Raw genomic sequence first — 24,158 nt, 5'->3', positions numbered from 1 at the left:
GGAGCACCTCGTCCTCGCGCGTGTGCGGATGGAACGGCGGCGCCTCGCCCCGGGGGACGTCGAACCGGCCCACAAGGAGCTTCCCCTCGGCGGCGGCGAACGGCCTGGGACGGCCGGCCGCGCGGCCCTTCGCGTGGCCAGCCGCCACGCCCAGCGGAGAGGCGACGCCGGTTCGGCCTTCCTCCGGAGCCTGGTAGGGCTAACCCCCTGACCGTTCGGGTATCTGGACGGTTTTCGTCGCGAACGCGGCTGGCCAAGGATGGACACAGTCACCAACCAGGCGGCCCAGAAGACCAGTTCCCGAAGGAGTACCACCATGTCCTTCCCCATGACGCCGAGTCGCAGGACCGTGCGGACCGCCTTGGCGCTGACGTTGGCGACCAGCCTGAGTGGGGTCCTCGTCGCCTGCTCGGAGGCGGGCGCGAGCACTCCCGCGCGGGGCGAACGGCTGGCCGAGCTTGCGCAGACCGCGGCGGACACCGGCTCCTTGGGGGTGTTAGTCCGGGTCGACCAGGGCGACGGCCAGACGGTGGAGCTCGCACGTCAGACCGAGTGGACCAAGGACGATCACGGTCTGGCCGCGACCGATCAGTTCAGGGTCGGGTCCAACACCAAGACGGTCACCGCAACGCTCATCCTCCAACTGGCCGCCGAGCACAAGCTCGATCTGGACGACTCGGTGGAGGATTGGCTCCCGGGGCTGGTGCCCGGCGGCCAGGACATCACGATCGAGATGCTGCTCAACCACACCAGCGGCCTGGACGACTACCTGCTGACCCCGGACTTCCTGCTCTCCCTGACCGGGCAGGAGCAGCGCGGATGGCAGCCCGAAGAACTGCTCGCGATCACCCAGCCGCTGGACCCTCCCACCGCTCCCGGCGAGAGCCACTACTACAGCAACGCCAACTACACGGCCCTCGGCCTCATCGTCGAGCGGGCCACCGGGCAGAGCCTGGCCGAGCTGATCGAGGAGCGGATCACCGGCCCGCTCGACATGAACGACTCCTTCCTGGCCACCAGCGCTGACTGGGACCCGGAGAAGCCGCACGCGTCCGGCTACGAGCCGGACGCCGAGCGTCTCAGGGACATCCTCGCCCCGGATGTGGAACTGCCGGAGGGCATAGGGTTCGTCGGGCCCGAGCGCCCGCACGAGAACGTGAACACCACCGACATCGACCCGAGCTGGGCCTGGGCGGCGGGCGGCATGGTCTCCACCGCCGAGGACTGGACACGGTTCCTGACAGCGCTGATGTCCGGTGAGCTCCTGCCCGAGGCCCAGTTGGAGCAGATGCGCACCACCATTCCCATTCCCGGCGACGACGGCGAATACGGCCTCGGCCTGATGCGCAAGACCTCCTCCTGCGGCACCGTCTGGGGCCACACCGGCGGCCTGCCCGGCTACTCGAGTGAGATCTACGCCGACGACACGGGACAAGGCGGCGTCGCGGTCCTGACCATCACCAACTTCGGCATCCAGGAAGCCGAGGCCGCCGCCGCCAACTCGGCTCTGATCGACGCCGCGATCTGCGACATGCTCGGCGAGCCCATCCCCGACACCGGGGACACCGCCTCGTCCCCGTGACGCACAGCCACCCGTGGGGGCGGCAGCCGAGCGGAGTTCGCTGGACGGCGAAGCGGCGAAGCCGAACTCGCCGCCGCACCAGCCCGGCTCCCTGGCCGCCCCACGCTCGGCCGACTGCCCGGCCCAGCCCCGGGACACACGCCGTCGCGTCGACGTCGCCAGCGTCCGCCCGCCCCAGCGCTCAGGGCCGAGGGCCCCAGCTGCGCCAGCGGGTCTGACCGGAGCCGAAGCCCCGTTCCAACGGCAGCCGCTGCCAGAAGATCCCGGTGTACAGCACGAACGGGATGCCTTGCGGACACCGCCGGTCGGTCCGCCGGCAGAACGGTGCGCGCGCCCCGGCGCCAGACCGTCCGGTTTCCCGTGTTGGAAAAAGATTCGCTGTTGTCCGTGACCGCTTCTGTGGGAAATTTGTAGGAGGAAGAAACCTCAAGCAGCGGCAGGAAGGTAGGCAGGCGTGAAGCTGACCCGCTTAGTTGGTGAGTGTGACGATGGCGAGTGCCCCACGCTTTACTCGACCGATCGGGGGACCCTGGCTGTTCAGGGGGACCTGCTGGCTCACCACGGGATCAGGCTCCCCGATGGCGAGGGCGTCGTGGAGATCCCGATCTCCCTTCTGAGGAAGGCCGTTGCCAATGGCTTCATCTAGAAACCTGTTCGAGGAGTTTGGGGCGGAGGCATTCCGGCTGGAGACTCTCGACTACTACGGGGTATCCCGTCTGGAGGGCCACCTTCGGGCGTTTCTGGACGGGGCGCCACAGCCGGAGGACTTCAAGAACTCGGGTTGGGTCTCGACGATCCGAAACGCTGTCCAAGGTGGAAAGCGGATGTACCGCGTTCACATCCTCCGTCGGCCGCTGACCGACTATCTCCGGTACGAGCTCGGCTGGGGATATCGCCGGAACTTGGCGGCGGGGGAGGAGTTCTTCATCCTCGACACCACGGAGCAGCCCAACCCCCTTGAAGGGGTAGGTGATTTCTGGATGTTCGATGAAGAAACCGTCCAGCGCATGCATTACGAGGACGACGGTACGTACATCAACTCGGAGGTTCTGCCACTGGAGAGAGCGCCCGAGTTCATCGAATACCGAGATATCGCCATGCGTCATGCGGTGCCATTTGGCGAATGGTGGGAAAAGTACCAGGAATGAACAGAGGAGAGTTGGGGGCAGCGCTCCGGGCACTGCGGCAGGCTTCCGGGAAGGAGGCGAAAGTCGTCGCCCGGAGTTCTGCTATGTCTGTGAGTAAGCTTAGCAAGATTGAAACGGGCAGGGTCACGCCTTCCATCACCGACGTTGACCAAATCCTGATAGCTCTTGGCGTGTCGGACGAAGTTAAAGCCGAGTACCTGAAAATTGCGAGAGAGCAGACAACGGAGACAGTGGCCTGGCGTGAACTCCGTCGCATGGGAATGCATAAGGTGCAGGAGCAACTGAAGGCCGTTGAGGCCCAAATGGTCTTGATGAAGGTCTTTCAGTCCGCGCTTGTTCCCGGTCTCTTGCAGACCCCCGAGTACATCAGGGTCATCTTGGGGCGACACGGGATGACCCCCGAGATTCTCAGGCGAACCATGCAGGCCCGTCTGGAGCGGCAGGGGGTTCTGTATGACGAGTCCAAGGTCTTGAGCTTTATTATCACCGAACATGTTCTGCGGTGGCGCATCGTGTCGAACAGTCGGATGGCTGAGCAGATAGACCGGATTATTTCTCTGTCCCGGCTGCCCGCCGTCGATGTTCGGCTTGTCCCAACTGCGGCACGACAGAACGACATTGCCAGTCATGCGTTCGTTATCCGAGACGACAGGACGGTCTCTATCGAGACGGTGCATGCCAAGGTCGTCGTCACCGATCCAAGAGATGTGGCTGTGTATGTGCGGAAGTTTGAACAGTTCGGTGTTGTCGCACTTCAAGGCGATGAGATGCGGGCAGCGCTGGCCAGGATAAGAGACGAGTTTTTGCGACAACAGGAAACTGACTAGGACACCCGTCTCTGGATTTCTACTGTGGGTACCACTCAGGTGCCACAGGAGAGAATCAGAAAGGGAGGCAAGATCAATGACGATCATGGTTGAGAACCAGGTGAGCACAGCTCGCCGTGACCCCCGGTTACTCCTCGACGCGGTACGGCCGCATATCAAGGAGTGCACGTACAACGTGCTGGAGAGTCCCGGATCGGGAATCTCGCTCTGGGAGCGGGAGATCCAGCTCATGATGCGTGACAACATCATGCTCCGGGACATGGCCGAGCGGATCATGGCGAACGCCATCGCGTATACGGTCACCGCCATGGAGCGCCCCGAAATCCACATCGGTGTGGGCAAGATCGTTGATATCGGCGTGCATACGCTGATCCTCGACACCCCCGTTTACTTCGCGTTCTGTGAGGTCTACAACCGAGGGAAGTACAAGCATCATGCCCCGCTGATCGAGCGGCGGAACGATGGGCTGGTCATCCGGACGGCCGATGTTCTTCGGGAGCAGGGGTTCGATCCCGACACGGAGTTGTGGGCCATGGATGGTGCCGACTGTTCCCCGTGCGACAACAAGGTTCCCGACAGTCACTAGCACCCGCCGGAGCGCGTGCCCTCTTCCAGCATATTCGGGCGGGGGTGCGCGCCGCATGTGAGAGGAGACGCCGTGCCCGCAGAGCACAACTACGACCACGAGCGCGAACTCTGGGACGCCTACGCGGAGAGCACCCGAGAGACGGTCAACGGAGCGGACGCCGTATTCCGATGGACGCAGTACAGCGACCATGGGCCGGGAGTCGAGTTGCTCGCAGGCGCGAACAGCGTTCTTGAGATCGGATGTGGCACCGGCCGTGCGCTTGCCTATCTCGCTCAGCGAGGCGTCAAGGCAAGGGGTGTCGATCTGTCACCGGCCATGGTTCAGCAGACCACCGAGAGGTGGGGGCCGCTCGGTGTCGAGTTCGTCTGCGGGGAGGTCGTCGAACACCTGGCGACCGACGCCGCCACCTACGACGCGATCTACTCCGTCTTCGGAGCGGCGTGGTTCGTCGACCCCGCGCGGCTTTTCCCGTTGGTGGCCGAGCGGTTGAACCCCGGCGGGGTGTTTGTGTTCTCCCAACCTCCGGCCATTCCCGGTGCCTATGGGCCGCAGGGAATGTACAAGGGAGGATTCGCCGGGCCGGCCATGTTCACCTACCGCTACAGCTATACGCCCGACAGGTGGGAGAGGTTCCTGTCGGACGCGGGGCTGTCCGGCGCCCACGTCGGCGTCCTGGAGGCCCCCGAGCCCGGTCACATCGGGACCCTGATCGGCCGCGCCGAGCATCGATGAGTGCCGCCCGCTCCCGGAGCGGTGACGCGGTGTGGTGATCCCGTGACGGTATGGTGGCGTCCGCGCCCCTCCGGCTATTTGTGCTTGTTTAGCATATTTCGCTGCCGTCGGGTCGTCGGGAACATCACCAGGGAAAGGGAAGATCGGCATGCGAAGGACCATCAACAGGCTGTCGGTCGCGGTAGCGACCGGAGTGCTGCTCGTGACCGCCGCCGGCGTGGCCAGCGCCGACGTCGAGGCGCGGGGGTCCCGTACGTGGCAGCGTCCTTGCGGAACCACCTACGACGCGAAGAGCAGCGGCACTCTCGCGCAGACCACCAAGCGCACGGACGGCAGCTGCGACGGCCACGCCTGGGTGCGGGTCAAGTACAAGGCGGGCAACTGGAGTTCCTGGCAGCACGCCAACGGCACGACCCGCATCGAGAACTCGGCCGGGAACATCGTGCGGGCCGAGCACAAGGGGTGCGAGACCTGCACCGTCTACACCACGACCCCGTAGGGCCGCGCCGCGCGGCATGTGGAACGGGCCTCCCCCTCGGTGGGTTTCACTCCCATCCCGAAGCGGTGCGCCGTCGAACGGACCTATGGCTGGTTCATGCTCCACCGCCGCCCGCCCCGCGACGACGAGACCCTGCCCCCGCACCGGGCCTGACCGGGTGCGGGCGGCCCGGGAGCTGGCCAAGACGGGTGCCCCAACGGCTGAACGCGCGGGTCGGCGCGGTCAGTCGTCATCACTCGCGGTCAGGGCCACGTTCGTCAACGACACCTGCTCCGGCGGTGTCGCTGCCCATGGTTGGGCGATCGACCCGTCTGGCTCCACGCCGTATCTGCGAAGTCGTTCTGCCTCTGGGCCGTGCCCCGTCCGGGCCAGCAGCTCGGCCGTGATCCAGCGGGCTCTTCGGTTTCCGGACGTCAGCTCTTGCCGGAGCCAGACCATCGCCTCCTCCTGCCGACCCGCCTGTTCCAGGAGCTTGACGGCCTGGCGCATCGCGTAGGCGCTCTCGTCGGAGAACCACTGATAGTGGCGGATGGCCTCCTCGATCCGGCCCTCGTGGACCAGAGGATCACCCACCCAGAGGATGAACGGGTTCGGGCCGCTCATCCTGCTGCCGATGTGAAGCTCGTCATCGTCCCAGTAGTCGACCGGGTACGGATCGTCGCCGGCGTATGCGAGCCGGTCGCCGAGTTCGCGCAGCTCGGTCGCGTCATCCACCCCGTAATGGCGGCTCAACACCGCGTTCAACTCATCGCGCCGGTCCTCCAGCAGATAGGCGAGTGCCTCCAGGGCGGCCTGGGCGCCCGTTCCCGCGTTGGTTTCCACGCGCCCGCGCAGCCAGCGGACGCTCTCCGCCACTTCGATGCCGGACCGGTCGGCCAGCCAGGCCACCCGGGCGTGGGCCTCCTCGTCCGTTCCTGACTCAGCGCACCACCGGTACCAGCGGAGAGCCTCGGGGATCCGGTTACCGCCTTCCAGCATCGCGGCCAGCGACCATGCCGCTCTCCGGTGACCTGCCCGGACGGCTGCGACGTAACAGAGGGCGGCTTCGCGCATCAAGCCCCGGTCCTGGGCGGCGGCGGCCAGTGTGGTGAGGTCCTCGCGGGCGGCGAAGTCGATGAAGGCGTCCCACAGGGTGGCGGGAACGGGGGAGGTGCGGCGCGTTTCGCGGCCGTGTTGTTCGAGGTAGTGGGCCAGATGGTAACGGGGCTGCTCGTACGCGGAGCTACCGCCGCGTGGCCTGCGGCGGTACAGCGGGCTCCGCGCCCCCCGGCATGCCTTGCTGTCGGTGACGTGGTCCCAGGCTCCCCGCTGCCAGTTGTCGGGCAGGGCATCCCACTGTAGGTCGGTCAGATAGCCGGGCCCGGCGGCTTCCAGCAGGGCGAGTGGCAGCTCCTCGCCGTGGCCCAGCCGGCGGGCGTCCATGGCTGCCTCTATCAGCGTCCGCGCGGCATCCGGAGCGGTGCGGTAGCGCTCCAACAGGGCGGGGCCACCGGCTAGATACTGGGTGATCTGCCCCTGCTCCGCGCGTGCGAGGGCCTCGGCCAGACGGGGATCGCCGTTGCCGGCGATCCCTACGGCCTTCAGCTCCTCGGCGGTGAACGCCCCGGGTACTGGAAGGTCCTTCGCCTTGACCAGCTGTCGGGCTTGCGCGTACCGGTCCGGACCGCTGCTGGGGACAGCGGTGAGCTCGTCCCAGTGCCGGTGCCAGATGGAGCCCAACACCAGCACCGGGGCACGCCCGGGATCGTTCAGCACCTCGCGGAGGCCGGCGGCGACGTGCGCGCCGTGCTCCCGGTTGAGGAGGTAGTGCTGGGCCTCGTTGAGCCATACCACGGTCCGTGGTCCCACCTGGCTCAGCTGCTCGATCAGGGCCGGCGCGCGGTCGGGCTCGACCGGATGCCACAGCCGCCACCCGTCCGGCAGGCTCCTGACCGCTTCCCAGCAGGCCCGGGTCTTGCCCGTGGAGGAGCCGCCAACCAGGATCGCGATGCCGCTCCGCCCGTCCGCTGCCGTGGCGACCATCGCGTCGAGCCGCTCGTCGAACTCCCGCCGGACATAGGCGGGGAGCGCGCCGAGCCCGTCTTCGGCGGTGCCGACGGCGAGGGCGGGGTGCACCTCCAGGTCGTCCAGGACGAGCCGGTCGTCGTACTCGGCGATCGACCGGCCCACAGGGGTGTGCATCCCGGCCTCGGTCCACAGATCGCGTACCCGCGTGGCCAGATCTTCCTCGTCCCAGGCGGCACGGCGGGCGAGCACGATGGCGACGGAGACCGCGTTGGCCTGGCTGGGCGGCCGGTCCGGTGAACTGATGCAGCGGCGGATGGTGTCCCTGCTTGGTGTCCCCTTCACCGCGAGGTCTTCGGCATCGACATGGGCGATGTCCGCGGCGATCTCGTCCAGACTCGGCGCTCGCGCCGCCAGGTACGCCTCATACAGCAGATCCTTCAGCTCCCGTAACGGGCGGGGCCATCCGACCTGCGCCCGCTTCAGCTGCCGCGGCCTCGCCGGGCCGCCTCCCGTGTCGCGACTCATCGCACCATCATCATTCGTCCAGGCGCCGGGCACCGTCTGAACGGCACATAAGCCGCCATGGGCGAAGCGCTTGTCGCAACTGGGAGTCGGTCGTGGTGCGGGGGCGAGTGTGGAGAGCGAGCCGGCCGGCTGTCCACCCGCGCTGATCGCGACCCATGGAGATCCCTATGTCCCGCAAACGCCTGACACGCCGCGAGCGTCTGTCCCTGGTCCGCGCCGCCCTGGGCGGTCTCGTCTCCGGCACTGCCCGGGGCTTCGTCACCTGGCTGCTGGCCCAGCTCACCCCGTAGTTCCCGCCCCCGTCCGGGGGCGCCGATATCGGGCGCCCCCGGACGCGGCTGACCCAAGGCGTCGCGGGGCCCGTGTTGTGTGCTGTGGCTGGGGGCGGGGGGCCCCAGGCATTGGCCCGCCTGGATACCGTCTCTTGGCGCGTACGGCCCTCTTGACGCCGAATACGTCGGAGGCTGACTCTCGGGGTGCGGCAAGGGGGACCACCCGGCAGCGGGAGTGATGATGACCCTGAAGTTCCTCGGTATCATTCCGAACACGCCCACCGACGAGTCGCCGACGATCTGGCTGCACGAGGAGACGGGCGACCTTCTGATCCAGTCGTACAAGGCCACGGATGACGAAGTGAAGGAGTGCCAGGAGGTTGGCTCGATTCCCGGCCACTCCACTGACGTGCCGGAGCGCGAGGCCATCATTCGACTTCCCGCCGTGATGCTGACGTACATTCCACGCCCGAACGAGGAAAACGGAGACACGACAGGTGCGACCCCCGGCGCGTGACGCGCTTGCGCAGGCTCAACGGTCAGCCATCCACCTTGAGTTGCGTGACTCGTACATGCTGGACGACCCCGAGTTCATCGCCTGGCAGCGCGGCAAGCGGCTTGACCCCACCGACCGGTCGGCCTGGTGGGGCGGGTGGCATGACGTGGTCCACGAAGCCGTCGCACGTGGCGTGATCGTGCGACGGGCCCGGATCGTCTCGGAGCCGATCAGCGACTATGTGCGGTACGAGTACGACGGCACCTTCACGAACATCGTCGCCGGGGAGTTCGTTCGCTGGTTGCCGAGGCGGCAGACCACGGACCTCGCGTTGCCCGGTGCGGACTTCTGGGTGTTCGACGAAGTTCAGGCCCTGTTCCATCACTTCACCGGAGAAGGGCAGCTGGACGTGGACGGCCGGGAGTACACAGACGACCCCGCACGGGTGAAACTGTGCGCCGACGCCTTCGAGGCCGTCTGGGGACGTGCCATCCCGCACGAGGAGTACCAGCCCCGCTGACCGCGCGCCACCCATGACGGATTCTCCTCACTCAAGCGCACAGGGAGCGCGGCGGGCTTTGGCGTCTCGCCTTGCGGATCTCTGCCGAGATGCAGGTCTGACCGGTGCCGAGCTCGCCGAGCGCTGTGGCTGGAGTCAGTCGAAGTCGTCCCGGATCAAGAACGCTCGAACGCCTCCGTCCGCTGAGGACATTCGCGCATGGTGTCGGGCGTGTGGGGCCGAGGACCAGACGGAGGACCTGATCGTATCCCTGCGATCGGCCGAGGGCATGTGGGTGGACTGGCGGCGCATGGAACGAGCGGGACTCAAGCAGGCGCAGCAAGCTCAGCTGCCGCTGTTCGAGCGCACTCACCGTTTCCGCTCGTACTCCTCCTGGTTGGTCCCCGGACTGATCCAGACCTACGGGTACACCGAGGCCGTGCTGCGTGCGGTGCAGCGACGCCGGGTAGCCGTGGATGACGTGACCGCCGCCGTGGCCGCCCGTATGGAGCGGCAGCGAGTGCTGTTCGAGGCGGGCAGACAGTTCGCCTTCCTCATGGAGGAGTCGGTTCTACGCAATGGCTTGGGCGGTTCCGATGTACTCAAAGGGCAGCTCGGGCATCTCCTCTCCGTCGGTTCGCTGCCGAACGTCAGCCTTGGCGTGGTCCCCATGGGCGTGGAAAGGTCCCGAATGCCGGTTGAGGGTTTCTGGATCTTCGATTCCGCACAGGTGAACGTCGAGTTGGTGTCCGGGTACCTGACGGTCAGGCGCCCCAGTGAAATGGCCATGTACACAGAAACGTTCGCCCAGCTTGCGGAGCTGGCTGTCTACGGAAGAAAGGCTCGTCAACTCATCAGCCAAGCTTGCCACTGGATCGGGTGACGGCCGTGCAATGCTGTGCAATGCCCTGTGAGTCTGGGTTCCGTTCTTCCTAGCGTGGTCTGAGAAGACACCCACGTAATGACCGCTGTTGACCTGTTCGCCCCGGTCCAGCCGCAACGGCCTTACCGGAGGCGCGTCCACCGCAGGGAAGGCGAGTCCGTTGGAACCCTCCGAGCACGCCCGGCTTGACGCCTACTGGCGGAAGATCGCGTCCGAGTTCGCGCCCGACCCCACCGCGCGTCCGTCCTCGCTGCTGGTAACCCACCTCCTACCCGAGCGGCCCGCGTTTGTGCGGGCGGTCGGTGCCGTTTCGGAACTTCGGGCCGTGCTGCCCAAGCCGAAGTCAGTGGTTGCTGCCGCTCGCCGCGAAGTTGAACAGAGCTACAGAGTCGATGAGTTGACCCGTGAGCGCTTCAGCGATCCGGATGATGCCGTTGCCTACCTGGAGAGTCGGGCGGCCGGCGAACGAATCATCCTGCTGGACGTAGGAGGGTATTTCGCCCCCACGCTGAACGAGCTGTGCACCCGATTCAGCGGGACTGTGCTCGGCGTGGTGGAGGACACGGAAAACGGACACAAGCGCTACGCCAGCGGCGAAAAGCTGCCGTGCCCGGTCATCTCCGTGGCGCGGAGCCCACTCAAGGATCCAGAGGACTTCCTCGTCGGACAGTCCGTCGTGTTCTCCGCCGAAGCACTTGTGCGTGGGCGGGGCGACATCCTGCACGGCCGCTCCGCGTATGTGCTCGGCTTCGGCAAGCTCGGCAGCTCGATCGCCCGTCTGCTGCATGCCAAGGGTGTGCATGTCACGGTGTACGACAAGGACCCCGTGCGCCGTGCCCAGGCCATGGCACAGGGGTTCGGTGTGGCCAGGGACCGGGACCAGGCATTGAGCGCGGCGGGCCTCGTGCTCTGCGCGACCGGATCCCTGTCGTTGCGGGGCGAGGACTTTCCGACGTTGCGGAACAGCGCGTACGTCGCCACGGTAACCAGTTCGGAGGACGAGCTGGAACTGTCCGGGCTGCCGGCCGGATACAGCCGGTCTGCCGTGGGCGAGCACATCACCAGGTACGAGACGACCGGGCACTACTTCTACTTGCTCAATGGGGGTGAGGCGGTCAACTTTTTACACGGTGCGTCTGTGGGACCGTTCATCTTCTTGGTGCAAGCGGAGATCATCGCGGCTGCCCGGACGTTCACGCGTGCCGAACTGTCCCCGGGGATGCACGAAGTCCCCGCAGCCGACCGGAGCACCATCGCGGCGCACTGGCTCAACTATTGGAATCGCTGACATGGCCATCTCGTCTGACCACATTCGCCACACGTTCGCCGGCTACGTTGACACATGCCCCGACGACAAGGGCGCGCTGTCTCCCGTTCTCGCCGCGCTTGACGCGCGGGTCGATCTGAGCAGCCGTAAGACGTTCCCGCTGCATGTCACCGCGGGGGCGGTGCTCGTCAACGACACCGGAAACGTGCTGTTGATCCACCACAACGGAACGGGGAGATGGCTGACCCCCGGTGGACATCTGGAGCCCGGGGACACACATCTGATGGGCGCCGCGCTCCGGGAACTGGCCGAGGAGACAGGGATCGACACCGGTGTCGTCGCCATGTTGAACGAGCCGGTGCACATTGACGTGCACCCGATCCCGAGCAACCCGGCCAGGGGCGAGCCCGAGCACCAACATGCGGATGTGCGCTATCTCCTTCGGGCGACCGGTGATGTTGACACCGTGCTCCAGCGGGAGGAGGTGTCCGGGGCCGAGTGGCGTCCCGTCGGCGCCCTCTCCGCTGCGCTGCGGAGCCGGGTGCGAGCCGCGCTGCGGTGACGCGGCTGTCCCACCGGGCGGGCCTCCATCCGGTGGGTGGAGGCCCGGTGTTGTTGGGGGGGTGGTGGGGGGCCGGGGAGGAGGTCGCTTTGGCCGTCCTGGATGCCGCCGACACGGGAGAGGGGGAACGGTGGCCGGCGGCTGGTGCGGGAGACGAGGTGAGGACTCGACGCGGAGAGTGCCCTCGGGGCGACAGCGGTGGGGGTGCAGAAGGCCGCTGGTCACGCAGGAGAGCCGGGCAGGAGTAGTTCCTGTCCTTTCGGTCCCACCCGTACGCGAAGCCGCTCGGCCTGGGGAGAGCCCACCGCCCGCCAGGCGGTCAGCCGCCGTGTCACCACGTCCCACAGCCGTTCGGGGCCGCCCTGCCGCACGTACCACTGCCCGGTCCCGTCCAGCCAGAGCGCCGCCCAGGGTTCCAGCGGCGATGTCGTGGTGATGCACTTCGCCTGGCGTGATGGGCGGGCTTGATCCTGTGCGGGGAACCGTGCGCGGGGCTGGCCGCGCCGCTGCGGCGAAACGGCCAGATATACGGTGGGCCGGGCACCCCGGGGAGGTTCACGGCGTGCGGAGTGCCCTGTTCCCGGTCGTCCCCTGGGGGTTACGTGCAGTACAGAGCCGTCCTCGTGGCGTTCTTCCTCGTGCCGGCACTGTGGGGAGCGACGAGCCTCGTGAGTTCCCTGACGGCGTCGGAGGAGGTCGTGTGTCCCGGGGAGAACGTGGGCGAGGACGGGGAAGAGCACCCAGGCCCGATGCGGCCCGGGGACACCGAGTGCGCGGTGCTCGACGGGTCCGTCGGTGTGGCGACACGAAGCTACGAGCAGCAGCGGCGGGTTCAGTCCCTGGAGCGGCAACGTGGCGCCAGGAACGGTGCCCTGCTGTTCGCCTACGGCACCGCGGGGGCGCTCGTGGCATGGCGCGCCACGCGGGCGCGCTCCGACAGAAGCTGAGCCCACGACAGTTCGCGCCTTCCGGTGTGAGGGGATGAGGCCGACCTTCCATCAGCCCAGGAATCGACCTCCACCGTTTGTGGGGGTGGGGTGGAGTCAGGGGAGGAGGTCGCTTTGGCCGTCCTGGATGCCGCCGACGAAGGCGTGGTAGTCGTCGCGGGAGAGGACGAGGATCTGCGCGTCGGGGTGTCCGATGTCCTTGGAGTCCCGCAGGGCGACGACGCCGTCGACGAAGGCGACCTCAAGGCAGTTGTCGCCGCCGTTGCTGCGGTGGCTCTTGGTCCAGACGGCGTGGGTGAGGTCGGGTTTGGCGAGCATCGGTGGGCCTCCCGATTCGGTGGGGCGACAGGGGGCGGGCCTCCATCCGGTGGGTGGAGGCCCGGTGTTGTGGGGCTGGGGGTGATCGTCAGTGCTCCGGCTGGGCCTCGGTGGCCAGTTGGAGGAAGGCGGTCCACTGGGAGGGGGCGAACGTCAGGTGGGGGCCCGGGTTCTTGGAGTCCCGCACGGCTCGGGTGTCGCCAACCAGCGATGCGATCTCGACGCAGTTGCCGTTACCCGCGCTGTAGCTGCTCTTGCGCCACGGCCCGGTGCCGTCTCGGGTTGTCATCGTCTGTGCCTTTCTAGTCCTGCAAGTCCTCGGCCGCTCGCTGGATCAGCGCGAGCGAGTCCGCCGGGTTGAGGGCGGTCGCCCTCAGATGGTCGAACGCGTCGTTGACTTCACCCACAGTTTGACGGAGCGCGGATTCGCTCACAATGGCCCAGAACCTCGGCGGTCGGGCGGGAGCTTCGCGCGGATGACATCGAGCAGTGGCGTTTCGCGGTCGCTGACGCGTTGGCGCTCTGGGGGCCCAACCTCGTCCGTTGAGGTGGCCCGGCTCCGGGGCCTCCGAGTGTCGCCGAAGCGGTCGGGCCCGGCCGACGGCGGAGTGAAGGGATGCCAGGGGATCGGGTCGATTCCTGGCCATGCCTTGGAGCGGGCCTCCACCCGGTGGGTGGAGGCCCGGCGTTGTGGTGGGGTGGGTCAGGGGAGGAGGTCGCTTTGGCCGTCCTGGATGCCGCCGACGAAGGCGTGGTAGTCGTCGCGGGAGAGGACGAGGATCTGCGCGTCGGGGTGTCCGGCGTCCTTGGAGTCCCGCAGGGCGACGACGCCGTCGACGAAGGCGACCTCAAGGCAGTTCGCGCTGCCGTTGCTACGGTGGCTCTTGGTCCAGACGGCGCGGGTGAGGTCGGGCCGGTTGATCATGAGTAGCGTTCCTTGAGTACGGTGCGGATGTGCTCCCGGGATGCTCGCACATTGAGAGCTTCGGTCCGAAGGTGATCGAAGCCGCTCTCGTAACGAGCAAGGTGACCATCTTCCTCCAGGTAGAGCGAGGTTGTCATCGGCTCAACCACGGCCACCGGTGGGCCGGCCGCGAAATGGAGCAGATGGAAGTCGCCGTCCACTCCCGCATGGGCACCCTGGTCGAAGGGCAGCACCTGAACATCCACGTGCTTGAACTCCTCGGAGAGGGCCAGCAGGTGTTCCAACTGTGCCTTCATCACGGCGTCGCTGCCGACCCGGCGGAGTAGCGCGGCCTCGTCCAGAACGCACCACAATTGCAGAGGGTTCTCCCGGTTGAAGACCGTCCGCTGCCTGGCCATGCGCAGCTCCACGAAGTTCTGGATCTCCCGCTGATGTCGCCAAGCGCGCCCACCCTCGACAATGGCCCTCGCGTACTCCTCGGTCTGGAGCAGGCCGGGGACGACGACGGCGAACGTCTCGCTCTTCAACGCCAGCTCTTCGAGCTGGACATAGTCCGCGAAGGGGTCGGGGATGGCGTGGCGGTACTGGTTGAAGAGATTGCTCCGCCTGCCGGTGTTCGCGAGCTTGGCCAGCTCCCGGATGTGGTGGCGGCGTTGCTCGTCCCTGAGCCCGTAGACCTCGAAGAACCCCAGCACCGAGGTGGGTGCCACCCGCTGCTTGCCGTTCTCAATGCGGCTCAGGGATGGCGCGCCGGGTAGGTCGAGCTGCTCTGCCGCCTCGGCCAGAGACTGGCCAGCCGCTTTCCGCAGTGACCTCAACTCCAACCCCAAGCGGCGCCGATGCAAGTTGGGTTGAGCTTCCGTCATCAGTAAACCTCCTTGGCGCATCAGCTTACCCACGGGGGGAACGGTCCGCATCTCGCAAAGACATTTGACAGTCAACCTTCCGTGAAGAGTTGCTTGCGGGCAACATTCCCTCCATGGCAGTCTTGGGTCAAACACTGAGCGTGTCCGCTCGGCCACGGTCAATTCCAACTGGCCGCCGGTGAGCCCCGTTTGGAGGAGCTATGACCGTTCCGGTTCGATCCCTCGCTGGTCAGCAGGTTCATGGGTGGGCGTTAACGGTCAACGCTGGGGCGATCGAGTACTGGCGGCGCGAAGTGGGCGCGTTGGTCGCCCAGTTGGGCGCCTCGCGGGAGGCCGTGGAGCTCGCTCGGCTGGGAGTCTCCGAACTTCTCTCCAATGTCTCGAAGCACGTAGAGAGCCGCTGGTGCTGCTTGACGGTCTGCCAGTCCCGGCTCGCCGTCGTCGTGGTGCAGGTTCTCGACCGGTCGCCGGTGTACCCCGTTGTCCATACGCCCGCCTGGGACGCGGAGTCGGGGCGGGGGTTGTGGCTGTTGCGGGAGATGGCGGATGGGTTCGGGTGCCTTCGGCATGTGTGGGACGACGGGGTGGTCGGCAAGTCCGTCTGGTTCGCGTGCCGTTGGGGCGAGACGGAGCCCGTTCCCGCCGAGGCCGGGGCCCCCGTTGGCGCCACCCGTGAGGTCAACTATCGGATCAAGAGTGGGGAGTTGCCGTGAGTGTGGTCGAGCCGCGCGTCGTCAAGGGTGCGGACTGGATACTCAGCGAGGTGCGGGAGCGGGGGGCGCCGCCCGCCATTCAGGCTGCGGAGTGCATGAGCTGTGACGCGCGTTCGCCGCTGGTCGACGACGCTGATCCGCAGCGGATGGCGGTTTGGGCGATAGGGCACAGCCAACAGGAGCCGGAGCACACGATGTTCCTGCTGCGTACCGAGAAGCACTGGCGAGTTCAGCATCTCGTGCAGGGCGTCGAGGACGTGGAGCCGGTCGAGGGCGAGCAGGCCGTGGGGTGGTTCGGGCCGGTGTTCGTCGGGCTGATGTGTCTGCTGACGGCCGCCGCCGGGCTCCTGCCCGCCCTCCGCTGAGCTCGCCCAGCCCGTTGAGTCGATCGTGTTCTGTCACTGATGAAGGAGTGTTGTCCCCGTGGTGCGTACTGTGATTGCCCGGTCGCCGGTGCTGATCTACTTTCAGGTGTTGGCCACCACCGCGAGCGACCATGTGTTGATGGTGCGCGGGAGCGAGGGGTGGGAGCTGCCGGGGGGTGAGTTGCGGTCGGGGGAGTGCGTGATCCTGGCCGCGCGGGAGACGTTGTGGAAGACGACCGGCTATGAGCGGGGGCTGACCGATGTGCTGGCCGTCACCCTCGACACCGACGAGAGCGGTCGGCTCAACCGGATCGTCTATGTGTTGGACGGGCAGGTGATCCCGCAGGTGCCGGCCGACGCCAAGCGGTTGCCGTCGTCGGCCGCCTGGATGCCGTTGCGGGAGTGGGCCGAGGCGCCGCCGTTGGTGCAGTACGGAGTGATGTCCGCCGGGCGTCGCAACCGACTCCCGTTGCTGATCAACGGCGACCGCCCCGAGTCGGCCTTCCTCTGACGCCTCCGACGGGCCTCCGCGCGTGGTGCCCGCCCGGTCAGGGCGCCGTGGCGGTGGCCAGGAAGAAGGGGACGGCCAGGAGCAGCCGGTCGGCGTCGGCGCGGAGGCGCTGTTCGGCTATCCAGTCGGTCACCTGCTCCGCGCCGAAGGTCTCCTCGGCGCCGCCGGTCAGGGAGAGCAGCAGCGGGATGGCCGCCTTGCCGGTGAGCACCGTGGTGTGCACGGTGAGGGAGACGTCCGTGAAGCCGGCCTCCAGCAGCAGGCCCCGGTAGCCCCGGGCGGCGCGCGGGCGGACGATCCGGTCCGCGCGGGCGTGCACCAGGGCGCGGGTGAGGTCGGGGCGGTCGGAGTCGATCAGCAGGCCGTCCCAGTCCTGGCCGACCAGCACGATCCGGCCGCCGGGGGCGAGCACCCGGCGGGCCTCCGTCAACGCCCGTTCGCAGTCGGCCAGTTCGTGGAAGACCTTGTCCGCCCGGTAACCGCCGACGGAGGCGTCGGCCAGCGGCAGCGCATACGCGTCGGCGATCCGGAAGTCGCTGGTCGGCCAGCGGCCCTTCGCCAGCGCGATCATGCGCGGGTCCGGGTCGATGCCGGTCGCCGGCACCCCGCGTTCGGCCAGTTCGGCGACCGCCCGGCCGGCGCCGCAGCCGACGTCGACGACGGCCGTCGGGACGTCCGGCGCGGTGGTCAGCCCCTCGTAGGAGGCGGTGCGCAGCTCCTGGGCGCCGGGCAGCCGGTCGGCGACATCGAGCCTGGCGGCCAGCTGGTCGGCGGGTGGGGTCCCTGTCATGGGGCCAGCCTAGGGCTGCTGCGGCTGCTGCGGCTGCTGCGGGGCCTCGGGGAGCAGGGGTGCGGTCACCGTTTCGGCGATCTCGGCGAGGGCGGCGAGCTGGGTGTGGGTGAGGCGGTCGACGAAGTGGCGGCGGACCGAGGCGAGATGGGCGGGGGCGGCCTCCTCGATGGCGTGCCAGCCGGCTTCGGTGAGCCGGGCCACCGTGCCCCTGCGGTCCTCGGCGCAGGTGTCCCTGCTGATCAGCGCGCGGCGTTCCATCCGCGCCAGATGGTGCGAGAGCCGGCTCTGCGACCAGAGCATGGAGCTGGCCAACTCGGTGACGCGCAGCTGGCCCTGGGCTTCCGAGAGCTTGGAGAGCACGTCGTAGTCGGGGTCGGACAGGCCGCTGTCCGTCACATGGTCCGCCGCGATCCTGGCGGTGAGGAGCAGCTGCATCCGGCGCCAGGCGCGCCAGGCGCGCTCTTCCTCCGGGGTGAGCCAGCGCGGTCCCTGATCGGTCATGGGGGCCATCCTAGGTCAATGCTTGACGCGTCATGTAACCCTGTTAATGTGATTGACGTGTCATGGAAAATTCTGCCGGCTCCGCGCCGGCTGGCCGGCCTGCTGGTCGGGCTCGCGCTCTTCGGCTGCTCGCTCGGGCTGCTGGTCCGTGCCGAGTTGGGGCTGCCGTCCTGGGATGTGCTCCACCAGGGCCTGGCCGACCGCACCGGCGCCCCGCTCGGGCTGGTCGTCACGCTGATGGGCGGCCTGGTGCTGCTCGCCTGGATACCCCTGCGGGAGCGCCCGGGGCCCGGCACGGTCTGCAATGTGCTGCTCGTCGGCCTCGCCGTCGAGGCCACGCTCCAACTGCTGCCGCAGCCGGAGTCGTTGCCGCTCCGCTGGGCCTTTCTGCTGCTCGGTGTGGTGACGGCGGCGGTGGGCACCGGGCTCTATGTCGGCGCGGGGCTCGGCGCGGGGCCGCGCGACGGTCTGATGACCGGGCTGGCCAGGCGCGGCCTGTCCATCCGGCGGGCCCGTACCATGATCGAGCTGACGGTGCTGGCCCTGGGTTGGCTGCTCGGCGGGGTGGTCGGCGTCGGCACGGTGCTCTACGCGCTGGCCATCGGTCCGCTGACCCAGATCGCCCTGGCCCGGCTGAGCGTCCCGCCCGCCGGAGCCTCCCGATCCCGCCGCGTGACCGGCGCCCCGCGACCGCGTTGACCAGGGGGCGCGCCGGCCCGCCGCGCAACGAGGGCCGCCTCCGCCCGCTCCCTACCATCCGAGATACCGAACGAGTCCCCGCGCACCCCTGCGGGGACCCACAGAGAAAGCAGTCGCCCCGTGCCTCGTCTCAGCGTCATCGTCGGCAGTAACCGTCCCCACTCCAACGGGCTCCCCATCGGTTCCTGGGTCTTCCACCGGGCGTCCGCGCTGGACGCCTTCGGCGCGGTGGACCTGGTGGACCTGGCCGAGATCGGCCTCCCGTTCCTGGACGAGCCCGAGCATCCGTCCGCCGGCAACTACCAGCACCAACACACCAAGGAGTGGAGCGCGTTGGTCGCCGCCTCGGACGCGTTCGTGATCGTGCTGCCGATGTACAACGGCGGCTACGGCGCGGCGCTGAAGAACGCGCTGGACTTCCTCTACGCGGAGTGGCGGGACAAGCCGGTGGCCCTGCTCAGCTACAGCGCCGGCTCCTCCGGCGGCGCCCCGGCGATCGAGGGGATCAAGCCGGTGCTGGCGCGGCTGGGGATGCGGGTCACCGCGACCTCGCTGTCGGTGCCGGGCGTGGACCAGCTGGTGGACCGGGGCACCGGCTTCCACCCCACGCCGGCGATCGTGGCGGACGCGGACGCGCTGCTGGCCGAGCTCGCGGCGGAGCTGAAGGCCCCGGCCGGCGGCCCGCCCGTCTCGTAGCGGGGCCTGCTCCGGGTGCCGGGGCGCCCGGAACAGGCGATGCCCGTGCGGCTCATGGGGCGGCCGGCGGCCGGCGGACCGCGTCCAGGGCGGCGTCGAAGTAGCCCTGGAGCGGGTCGGCGCCGCCGTCGCGGGTCCACGCCTCGCCGGCGAGGTCGAGGCAGGTGACGACGCACCCCACGATCGCTCGGGCGCGCAGCGTCTCCGCCGCGCCGCCGCCGAGGCGTCGTTCCACCTCGGGGGCCAGCTCGTCGTACCAGCGCAGATGCTTCTCGATGCTGCGCGCCCGCAGGGACGGCGTCCCGTACATCATCCGGGAGATCGCGAGCATCCGGCCCTTGTCGGTGGCCGCCGCCTCCAGGGAGAACAGCGCGCCCCTGAGTGCCGCCCAGACGTCCTCACCCTCGGGCCGGCGCTCCAACTCGGCGCGGAGAACGGCCCCCTCGGCGACGAAGTGGCCGAGCACGATGTCCTCCTTCGTGCCGAAGTAGCGGAAGAGGGACCTGCGGGAGATCCCCGCCGAGGTGACGATCTCGTCAATGGTGGTCTGCTCGAAGCCCTTCGCGAGGAAGAGGTCCATCGCCACGGTGGTGATCTCGGCGTACACCCCTTGCCTGGACCTCGCCCACAGCCTGGAGCGTGGATCGTCTGCCGTTGCCATGCGCCCATCGTACCGCCACTGCTACTTGGTGTCCTGCTGGCACCAAGTGCCAACCTGGCATAGGGTAGCGCCATGGGGAAGACGATGGCGCCCGTGGACTACGCCGGGCAGACGGTTCTGATAACGGGAGCGAGCGCGGGGATCGGGGCGGAGTTCGCCCGCCAACTCGCGGGGCGTGGCAGCGATCTGGTGCTCGTCGCCCGACGCGCGGAGCGGCTCGACGCGCTCGCCGCTGAGTTGCGGGGCGCGCATGGCGTCGCTGTGTCGACGCTGCCCATGGATCTGGCGCGGGCGGGCGTCGGCCAGGAGCTGCTTCGCGCACTCGACGCGCGGGACGTCGAGGTGACCAGCGTGGTGAACAACGCCGGCTTCGCCAACCACGGGCCGTTCCACGAACAGGAGTTGCCGCGACTGATGTCGGAGGTGGCGCTGGACGTCTCCAGCGTGGTGGAGATCAGCCACGCCTTCCTGCCCCGTCTGCGTCAGCGGGGCGACGGCTTTCTCCTCAACGTCGCGAGCATGGCGGCCTATCAGGCGAACCCGACGATGGCGGTCTACGGCGCCGCCAAGGCGTTTGTGCTCAGCCTCACCGAGGCCATCTGGTACGAGGCGCGCGGCACGGGGCTGCGGGTGCTCGCGCTGTCGCCCGGCGCGACGCGGACGGAGTTCTTCGACGTCGCCGGCGACAGCGCGGACGGCGGGTCCCGGCGGATGCCGGTGGACGCCGTCGTCGCCACCGCCCTGGCCGGGCTCGACCGCCGCACGCCACCGCCCACCGTCATCGCCGGCCGGTCCAACCGGTTCGCCGCGCGGGCGTCCAGGCTCCTCGGCCGGCGCCGCACGACCGAGCTGATCGGCGCGATGATGACCCGCGCGACCGCCGCCCGGTGAGATCCGGCCTCAGGCCGCCGCGAGGCGGTTGATGTCGGCGTCGCGCAGCACGGTGGGCCCCGTTCCGCCGGCACGGGCGACGGCGAGCATGGCGCGCCGCCTCCATGGCCGTCCTCAACCTCGCCGGACCCGCGAACGCCCCCGCCCCGGGGCCTGGTCGGCCACGGGGCGGGGGACCGCTCGGAGGGGAGCGGGATCAGGAGGTGGTGAACAGGATCGAGTCGATGTCGAAGCTGTTCTCCGTCGGCGCGTCGAACACCAGGTACAGCTTGTGGGTGCCGTCGAGATCGGCGACCGGGGTGTCCTCGGTCAACTCGTAGGCGTCCCAGTCGCCCGTGCCGTGGATCGGCGTGGTGGCGAGGAGTTCACCGTCGGGCGCTCCGGCGCGCAGCTCCACCGCGCCGCCGCCGTCGGGCGAGGAGAAGCGGTAGCTGACGCTCTCCGCTCCCTCCACGCTCATCGGCTCGAAGGCGATCCAGTCGCCGTCGCTGATGTCGCCGATCCGCTGCCCGTTCTCCGCTCCCTCCTGGGAGACGATCCGGGTGCCGGACTGGTCGTGGTAGTACTCGGCCTGCTTGTGCTTCGGCTGGAGCACGGCCCGGCCGTAGCCGGTGAGCGAACCGGTGCCCTCGCCGCCCTGGTCGGTGTAGCGGGCGTTGAGGACGTACCAGAGGTCGGCGCCCTCCGGATGGCCGCCGAGGTCACCGGTGTCGAGCGTGCCCTCGCAGCCGCGCAGGTCGGTGGTCGGATGCTCGTGGTCGTCATGGCCGAGGGCCGGGTTGACGATGACCTGCTGGCAGTCGATCTCCCCGTCCTCCGGGTCGGTGACCGTCACCTGGTAGGGGACCTGGTCACCGAACTCGATCAGGGTGCCGTCGGTGGGGAAGTCGATGGTCACCGTCGGCGTCGTGTTCCCCACGGTGATGGGGATGTTGGCGTAGGCGGAGACCTCCTCGGCGGTGGTCACCCGGAGTTGGGCGTTGAACTCGCCCACCTCCTCGTAGGTGTGGGTCACCTCGGATCCGTCGGCGTCGAAGGTGCCGTCACCGTCGAAGTCCCAGGCGTAGTCCAGGGTGCCGGCGTTCGGGTCCGACGAGCCCTCGCCGCTGAACTCCACCGTCAACGGCGCTGGGCCGCTGGTGACCGAGGCGCTCGCCTGGGCGTGGGGGGCCTGCCCGTTCGGGGCGTAGTCGATGCGGTAGAGCCCCGAGTCGGAGTTGCCGCCGCCGAACTCGCTGCCCCACTCCAGGACGTAGAGCGAGCCGTCCGGCCCGAACGTCAGGTCCATCGGCTTGGCGAAGTCCTCCGTGGAGAGGAAGTCGTTGATCTTCAACACGCCGCTGTCGGAGTCCAGTTGGACTTCCTTGATGTAGTCGCGGGTCCACTCGAAGAGGAACTGCGTCCCGTCGTAGTAGGCGGGGAACTTGGTCGGCGAGGGGTTGTCCGCGTCATAGCGGTAGACGGGACCGCCCATCGGGCCCGAGCCGCCCGCGCCCATCTCCGGGAAGTTCGGGGACTCGTCGTAGCCGTACCAGATCTCCGGCTGTTGCACCGGCGGCAGTTGCTCAAGACCCGTGTTGTTGGGCGAGGCGTTCACCAGGTTGTCGCAGTCGAACTTCTCGCCGACCTCCCCGGTGTCCGGGTCGTAGGGCGCGTAGGGCTGGTTGTCGCCATGGCAGAACGGCCAGCCGAAGTTGCCCGGCTCCTTGACGATGTTGTACTCGACCAGCCCCTCCGGGCCCCGTTCGGTCGTGGGTCCGCCCCGGTCGGGGCCGTAGTCGGCGACATGGACATAGCCGGTCTCCGAGTCCACCGTGAAGCGGAACGGGTTGCGGAAGCCCATCGCGTAGATCTCGGGCAGGGTGTCCTCGGTGCCCTCGGCGAAGAGGTTGCCCTCCGGGACGGAGTAGCCGCCGTCCTCGTTCGGCAGCACCCGGAGGATCTTGCCGCGCAGGTCGTTGGTGTTGCCCGAGGTCCGTGCGGCGTCCAGCATCTCCTCGCCCTCGCGCCAGTCGATCGGGGCCCAACCCTGCCAGTGGCTGGAGAGGTTGGGCGGCACGTCGTCGCCCGTGGAGAGGTAGAGGCTGCCGTCGGGACCGAAGTCCAGGCTGCCGCCGGTGTGTCCCGGCTCCGGATACGTCCGGTCCCGGTAGGCCGGCACCTCCAGCACGGTCTGCTCGCTCGCCGGGTCAAGGGTGTTGCCCTCGACGGTGAAGCGGGAGAGCCGGTTGACGTCCTCCTCGGCGTCCGCCGGCGCGTGGTAGAGGTAGACCCAGCCGTTGTCGGCGAAGTCCGGGTCGAGCGCGAGCCCGACCAGCCCGTCCTCGCCGCCCGTGTAGACGTCCAACACCCCCGCTGTGACGGAGGAGTTGGTGGCCGGATCGAAGATCTTCAGCTCGCCGCCGCGCTGGGCGTAGAACACCCGGCCGTCCTCGGCGACGTCCAGCTCCATCGGGTCGGACGTGTTGTCGTCGAGCGTCACCTTGTCGAACTTGCTCCAGACGGTCCCGCCGCAGTCGCCCGGCAGGTTGCCGGCCGCCCACTTGACGCCGCCGATCACATGCTCGATGAACTCCGCCTCGGCATAGGCGTCGGCCTCGTGGCCCATGGCCGTCGCCCAGACCTGCCCGCCCTCGGCCTCGCGGCACCAGGAGATCGGATGGTCGTGGCCCATGGCGTCGCCGCCCGGGTCATAGGTGGACTCGTCGGCCGTCACCAGGACATGGACGTCGCCCCTGGGGTTGACGTCGAAGTTGTACCACTCCTCCGCGCGGTCCCACCGCTCGGGCAGCGTGGTGGTCGAGGGGTGCACCCGGTCGGCGACATGGGCGGTGCCGTCCAGGGTGCCGGGGGAGTGCGTCGGCATATGGGCGCCGCCGTTGATCAGGTCGTCCCACCAGGGGAACTCCTCCTCGATGCCCATGTCGAGGGTGTTGTGGATGGCCGCCACGCCACCGCCGTTGTTCACATAGGTCTGCATGGCGGTGCGCTGCTCGTCGGTGTCCCAGACCATGCCGGAGTTCTGGAGCATGATCACCACGTCGTAGGTGGCGAGTTCCTCGTCGTTGAACACGGTGGGGTCGTCGGTCTGGACGATCTCGAAGTCGTTCGAGGCGGACTGCTCCTCGAACATGGCGATGCCCGCGGGGATGGAGTCATGGACATAGCCGACGGCTCGGGTGTAGAGGAGGGCGCGGAACTCGGCGGCGTGTGCCTCGTCCGCCAGGACCGGTAGGGCGGCTGCCGCCAGCAGCGGTGCGGCGGCCATGGCCACCACCGCTCTCAGGCGTGGCCTCGATGGGCGTTTCATGTGGGGGGTACTCCCTCTCCTGGTGCTCCTGTTGTTCACGGTTCTGCTGGTGAACGCGGCTCCCAAGGTGCTGG

General features: G+C 68.4%; 28 protein-coding genes and 1 pseudogene. 20 read left to right on the top strand and 9 right to left on the bottom strand.

The genetic code is table 11. The annotated features are described in order from the left end of the window. Positions 1-316 precede the first annotated feature (316 nt). The 7 genes and pseudogenes from K4G22_RS03010 to K4G22_RS31765 all read left to right on the top strand — a co-directional run. Positions 317-1,582, top strand: a complete 1,266-nt coding sequence (locus tag K4G22_RS03010; protein WP_228078095.1) for a serine hydrolase domain-containing protein — start codon at positions 317-319, stop codon at positions 1,580-1,582. A gap of 632 nt (positions 1,583-2,214) precedes the next feature. Beyond that, positions 2,215-2,730 (top strand): DUF6879 family protein, encoded by a 516-nt coding sequence (locus K4G22_RS02995; RefSeq protein ID WP_228078093.1) that lies wholly within the window; start codon positions 2,215-2,217, stop codon positions 2,728-2,730. After that, positions 2,727-3,557 (top strand): helix-turn-helix domain-containing protein, encoded by an 831-nt coding sequence (locus K4G22_RS02990; RefSeq protein ID WP_228078092.1) that lies wholly within the window; start codon positions 2,727-2,729, stop codon positions 3,555-3,557. Before K4G22_RS02995 ends, K4G22_RS02990 begins: the two co-directional genes overlap by 4 nt. Positions 3,558-3,633: 76 nt before the next feature. Then, positions 3,634-4,143: a hypothetical protein gene (locus K4G22_RS02985; RefSeq protein WP_228078091.1), complete on the top strand. Its 510-nt coding sequence runs from the start codon at positions 3,634-3,636 to the stop codon at positions 4,141-4,143. Positions 4,144-4,215: 72 nt separating this feature from the next. Next, positions 4,216-4,878: a class I SAM-dependent methyltransferase gene (locus K4G22_RS02980; protein WP_228078090.1), complete on the top strand. Its 663-nt coding sequence runs from the start codon at positions 4,216-4,218 to the stop codon at positions 4,876-4,878. Between the two features lie 148 nt (positions 4,879-5,026). After that, positions 5,027-5,377 carry a hypothetical protein gene (locus K4G22_RS02975; protein WP_228078089.1) on the top strand — a complete coding sequence of 117 codons (351 nt, stop codon included), beginning with the start codon at positions 5,027-5,029 and terminating at the stop codon, positions 5,375-5,377. 42 nt (positions 5,378-5,419) lie between these two features. Next, positions 5,420-5,530, top strand: a pseudogene (locus K4G22_RS31765) (IS5 family transposase); the annotation flags it as partial. A gap of 69 nt (positions 5,531-5,599) precedes the next feature. Here K4G22_RS31765 and K4G22_RS02970 read toward each other — a convergent pair. Beyond that, on the bottom strand, positions 5,600-7,909 hold the full coding sequence (locus K4G22_RS02970) for a hypothetical protein (protein WP_228078088.1): 2,310 nt from the start codon (positions 7,907-7,909) through the stop codon (positions 5,600-5,602). 167 nt (positions 7,910-8,076) lie between these two features. On the opposite strand from K4G22_RS02970, the gene K4G22_RS31585 reads away from it, so the two are divergent. The 7 genes from K4G22_RS31585 (at position 8,077) to K4G22_RS02940 (ending at position 12,835) form a co-directional block, all read left to right on the top strand. Continuing rightward, positions 8,077-8,199: a hypothetical protein gene (locus tag K4G22_RS31585; RefSeq protein WP_265590207.1), complete on the top strand. Its 123-nt coding sequence runs from the start codon at positions 8,077-8,079 to the stop codon at positions 8,197-8,199. A gap of 223 nt (positions 8,200-8,422) precedes the next feature. Next, positions 8,423-8,698: a hypothetical protein gene (locus tag K4G22_RS02965; protein WP_228078087.1), complete on the top strand. Its 276-nt coding sequence runs from the start codon at positions 8,423-8,425 to the stop codon at positions 8,696-8,698. A 40-nt stretch (positions 8,699-8,738) separates the two neighbouring features. Then, positions 8,739-9,197 carry a DUF6879 family protein gene (locus K4G22_RS02960; protein ID WP_228078086.1) on the top strand — a complete coding sequence of 153 codons (459 nt, stop codon included), beginning with the start codon at positions 8,739-8,741 and terminating at the stop codon, positions 9,195-9,197. Positions 9,198-9,210: 13 nt separating this feature from the next. Then, positions 9,211-10,059, top strand: coding sequence for a helix-turn-helix domain-containing protein (locus K4G22_RS02955; RefSeq protein WP_228078085.1), 849 nt, complete (start codon positions 9,211-9,213; stop codon positions 10,057-10,059). 160 nt (positions 10,060-10,219) lie between these two features. After that, positions 10,220-11,347, top strand: a complete 1,128-nt coding sequence (locus tag K4G22_RS02950) for a Rossmann-fold NAD(P)-binding domain-containing protein (protein WP_228078084.1) — start codon at positions 10,220-10,222, stop codon at positions 11,345-11,347. Between the two features lies 1 nt (position 11,348). Beyond that, the gene (locus K4G22_RS02945; RefSeq protein ID WP_228078083.1) at positions 11,349-11,888 is read left to right on the top strand and encodes an NUDIX hydrolase; all 540 of its coding nucleotides are present in this window, start codon (positions 11,349-11,351) and stop codon (positions 11,886-11,888) included. A 668-nt stretch (positions 11,889-12,556) separates the two neighbouring features. Next, positions 12,557-12,835 (top strand): hypothetical protein, encoded by a 279-nt coding sequence (locus tag K4G22_RS02940; RefSeq protein WP_228078082.1) that lies wholly within the window; start codon positions 12,557-12,559, stop codon positions 12,833-12,835. Between the two features lie 96 nt (positions 12,836-12,931). Here the strand turns inward: K4G22_RS02940 and K4G22_RS02935 are convergent, their stop codons facing one another. The 4 genes from K4G22_RS02935 to K4G22_RS02920 form a co-directional block, all read right to left on the bottom strand. Continuing rightward, positions 12,932-13,153: a DUF397 domain-containing protein gene (locus tag K4G22_RS02935; protein ID WP_228078081.1), complete on the bottom strand. Its 222-nt coding sequence runs from the start codon at positions 13,151-13,153 to the stop codon at positions 12,932-12,934. Positions 13,154-13,241: 88 nt separating this feature from the next. Beyond that, complete coding sequence (locus tag K4G22_RS02930; RefSeq protein WP_228078080.1) at positions 13,242-13,442, bottom strand: DUF397 domain-containing protein; 201 nt, start codon at positions 13,440-13,442, stop codon at positions 13,242-13,244. A gap of 414 nt (positions 13,443-13,856) precedes the next feature. After that, complete coding sequence (locus tag K4G22_RS02925; protein WP_228078079.1) at positions 13,857-14,078, bottom strand: DUF397 domain-containing protein; 222 nt, start codon at positions 14,076-14,078, stop codon at positions 13,857-13,859. After that, on the bottom strand, positions 14,075-14,944 hold the full coding sequence (locus K4G22_RS02920; RefSeq protein WP_228078078.1) for a helix-turn-helix domain-containing protein: 870 nt from the start codon (positions 14,942-14,944) through the stop codon (positions 14,075-14,077). The genes K4G22_RS02925 and K4G22_RS02920 overlap by 4 nt, the downstream gene beginning before the upstream one ends. A 200-nt stretch (positions 14,945-15,144) precedes the next feature. On the opposite strand from K4G22_RS02920, the gene K4G22_RS02915 reads away from it, so the two are divergent. From K4G22_RS02915 to K4G22_RS02905, 3 genes are all read left to right on the top strand, one after another. Continuing rightward, positions 15,145-15,657 carry an ATP-binding protein gene (locus tag K4G22_RS02915; RefSeq protein WP_228078077.1) on the top strand — a complete coding sequence of 171 codons (513 nt, stop codon included), beginning with the start codon at positions 15,145-15,147 and terminating at the stop codon, positions 15,655-15,657. Next, a complete protein-coding gene (locus K4G22_RS02910; protein ID WP_228078076.1) occupies positions 15,654-16,022 on the top strand; it encodes a DUF7848 domain-containing protein in 369 nt (122 codons plus the stop codon). Before K4G22_RS02915 ends, K4G22_RS02910 begins: the two co-directional genes overlap by 4 nt. Positions 16,023-16,083: 61 nt before the next feature. Then, on the top strand, positions 16,084-16,533 hold the full coding sequence (locus K4G22_RS02905; protein ID WP_228078075.1) for an NUDIX domain-containing protein: 450 nt from the start codon (positions 16,084-16,086) through the stop codon (positions 16,531-16,533). Positions 16,534-16,570: 37 nt separating this feature from the next. Here the strand turns inward: K4G22_RS02905 and K4G22_RS02900 are convergent, their stop codons facing one another. Then, positions 16,571-17,323, bottom strand: coding sequence for a methyltransferase domain-containing protein (locus tag K4G22_RS02900; protein ID WP_228078074.1), 753 nt, complete (start codon positions 17,321-17,323; stop codon positions 16,571-16,573). 9 nt (positions 17,324-17,332) lie between these two features. After that, positions 17,333-17,827, bottom strand: coding sequence for a MarR family winged helix-turn-helix transcriptional regulator (locus K4G22_RS02895; protein WP_228078073.1), 495 nt, complete (start codon positions 17,825-17,827; stop codon positions 17,333-17,335). A gap of 57 nt (positions 17,828-17,884) precedes the next feature. Here K4G22_RS02895 and yczE point away from each other — a divergent pair, with 57 nt between their 5' ends. Both yczE and K4G22_RS02885 read left to right on the top strand, forming a co-directional pair. Continuing rightward, on the top strand, positions 17,885-18,526 hold the full coding sequence (gene yczE / locus K4G22_RS02890; protein ID WP_228078072.1) for a membrane protein YczE: 642 nt from the start codon (positions 17,885-17,887) through the stop codon (positions 18,524-18,526). A gap of 120 nt (positions 18,527-18,646) precedes the next feature. After that, positions 18,647-19,222, top strand: coding sequence for an NADPH-dependent FMN reductase (locus K4G22_RS02885; RefSeq protein WP_228078071.1), 576 nt, complete (start codon positions 18,647-18,649; stop codon positions 19,220-19,222). A 52-nt stretch (positions 19,223-19,274) separates the two neighbouring features. Here the strand turns inward: K4G22_RS02885 and K4G22_RS02880 are convergent, their stop codons facing one another. Continuing rightward, the gene (locus K4G22_RS02880; RefSeq protein ID WP_228078070.1) at positions 19,275-19,883 is read right to left on the bottom strand and encodes a TetR/AcrR family transcriptional regulator; all 609 of its coding nucleotides are present in this window, start codon (positions 19,881-19,883) and stop codon (positions 19,275-19,277) included. Positions 19,884-19,955: 72 nt separating this feature from the next. Between K4G22_RS02880 and K4G22_RS02875 the strand changes: the two genes are divergently transcribed. Continuing rightward, positions 19,956-20,774, top strand: a complete 819-nt coding sequence (locus K4G22_RS02875) for an SDR family NAD(P)-dependent oxidoreductase (RefSeq protein WP_228078069.1) — start codon at positions 19,956-19,958, stop codon at positions 20,772-20,774. Positions 20,775-20,970: 196 nt separating this feature from the next. On the opposite strand, the gene K4G22_RS02870 is transcribed toward K4G22_RS02875, so the two are convergent. Further along, positions 20,971-24,084, bottom strand: a complete 3,114-nt coding sequence (locus tag K4G22_RS02870; RefSeq protein ID WP_228078068.1) for a ThuA domain-containing protein — start codon at positions 24,082-24,084, stop codon at positions 20,971-20,973. Positions 24,085-24,158: the final 74 nt, after the last annotated feature.

Source organism: Streptomyces profundus (genome assembly GCF_020740535.1).
Lineage (GTDB): Bacteria > Actinomycetota > Actinomycetes > Streptomycetales > Streptomycetaceae > Streptomyces > Streptomyces profundus.
The sequence above is the reverse complement of the archived record's forward strand: the minus strand, read 5'-3'. Positions and strand labels throughout refer to the sequence as shown.